Below are 2,053 nucleotides of genomic sequence, written 5' to 3'. Positions count from 1 at the left end.
GGGATTAGTTGACCACTACAGAGCGCTTTTGCCCGGACGAAAGCCATAGCTGTAGTCCGAGAACAGCGGGTCAAAGATTGGCGTGAGCTGTTGCTGCAGGGCTTGCTGGATCAGGCGATCCACGACACTGGGAATCCCCAGTTGCCGGGTACCGCCCTGCGGTTTGGGAATTTCGACCGCCCGCACTGCCTGGGGATGGTATTCACCAGCCAGCAACCTGGCCTTGAGAGTTGGCCAATACTGTTTCACATAGCCAGCCAAGTCAGCGACCGTCATGCCATCGGCACCCGGTGCTCCCTTGTTGCTGACCACACGCTGATACGCACGTTTGAGGTTGGCCGGTGCAAGCACCCGCCCCATCAGCGTGTCCGGCTCCGCGTTCGTCCACGCCACAGACGCCGTCGATGCCTGCGCACTGCCAGCCGTCACTCTCGGATTCTGTCCGGAACTTGGGGTCACAGTTCTCCCTCGGAGAAATTTCTGCTTTTCGACATTCGACGAGACTCTGGCGCCTACTGGCGGCATAACCTGTTCGGCCCTTGGTGGCGCGGTTAACTGCCACTTACTACGGCTTCGGCTGACTTCTGCACGTCCATCCCGTCGCCTCTTGACGCTCGGTAGCACAATGGCAAACGTGCAGATCTCCCAGGGTAATTCGCGTGACCTTCCTGCTTATGCCTGTCGGATCTACGTCGCAGCGTTCCGTGCAAGTATCGGGCTTTGAAGATATTGGCCTTCTCACCCCGCTGCGCCGCCTCTATCCGCTTCCTGTTCGTCAGGCCAGCATTTTGCCTCGGGCTTCCTTCAGATTCGCAGTCGCCCGCGACACCCTTGCCTCTGGCTAACACTTCCCCTTGCCGGGTGTGTAGAGGACTTTCACCTCCAAGTCACCCGCTTGGCCACCATAGTCAAGCGGGTTGCGCTGACGCGCAACGCGCCATGCCTGGCGCACCAATCAAAAAAGCCCGATACGCTGTATCGGGCTTTTTGGTTACTGAGCTAATCGACAGTGAGCAAGCCCAGTTCAGGACCTGGGTTACCTAGGGTCTGTTGCCGTTTCGCGAACGGCCGCGTCGAAACGGCAACAGACCCTAGCGATCAGGAAGCAATCCTGCCTAGATATCGAGGCAGATCTTACCGAAGTGACGATTACTTTCCTGATAGCGGAACGCCTCAACAATTTCGTCCAGCGGAAAATGGCTATCGATAACCGGACGCATGCCATTGGCATCGATAGCCCTGATCATCTCCTGCTGCTGGGTACGGTTTCCAACCAGCACACCCTGCAGTCGCAACTGCCGTGTCAGCGCAGTAACGATGCTCAGCTCCCCGGCAACGCCGGTAAGGATACCAATCACAGAAATATGCCCACCAACACGTGCCGCAATCATCGACTGCTCCAGGGTCGCGGGTCCGCCTACTTCGATGACGTGGTCAACTCCCCGATCATTGGTTAACTCACGCACTTTCTCGCCCCAGTTGGGCGTACGGCGATAGTTGATCAGGTGGTCGGCCCCCATGGCCTTCAGCCGCTCCAGCTTCTCATCGCTGGAAGAGGTGGCAATGACCGTCGCGCCGGCCATTTTGGCGAACTGAAGCGCGAAGATCGAAACCCCGCCGGTACCCTGTATAAGAACGCTGTCCCCAGGCTTCAACGAATCGTCGGCCATCAACACGCGCCAGGCGGTCAGGCCGGCCGTGGTAAGCGTTGCAGCCTCAGCATGAGTCCAGCCCTGGGGCGCCTTGGTAAAAGACGTGGCTCGCGCCGTAACGGCTTCCCGAGCATAACCATCGACACCATCGCCCGGCACCGTTCCAAAACCCTCCTGCTGCGGCTCGCCATCAAGCCAGTCAGGAAAGAACGTACTCACGACCTGATCGCCTACGGCGAACTCGGTGACTCCCTCACCTAAGGCAACCACCTCTCCAGCACCGTCTGCCATGGGAATCCGCTGCACGCTCGGCCCCCACAGGCCGCTTACGACGGCAAAGTCATGGTAATTAAGGGAACTGGCACGCAGCCTTACTGTAATTTGGGGAGAGCTACGAGTTG

1 protein-coding gene and 1 pseudogene are annotated in these 2,053 nt (G+C 58.7%); both read right to left on the bottom strand.

All coding sequences use genetic code 11. The features are described 5' to 3' along the window. Positions 1 to 21: 21 nt before the first annotated feature. Positions 22 to 525 (bottom strand): annotated as a pseudogene (locus tag G1E_RS25365) (reverse transcriptase domain-containing protein); the annotation flags it as partial. A 590-nt stretch (positions 526 to 1,115) separates the two neighbouring features. Continuing rightward, a partial coding sequence (locus G1E_RS25360) for an NAD(P)-dependent alcohol dehydrogenase (protein ID WP_047150229.1) occupies positions 1,116 to 2,053 on the bottom strand: 938 nt, incomplete at its 5' end.

The organism is Pseudomonas sp. TJI-51, from assembly GCF_000190455.2.
GTDB classification, from domain to species: domain Bacteria; phylum Pseudomonadota; class Gammaproteobacteria; order Pseudomonadales; family Pseudomonadaceae; genus Aquipseudomonas; species Aquipseudomonas juntendi.
Note: the sequence above shows the minus strand (reverse complement) of the source record. Positions and strands in the feature narration are given on the sequence as shown.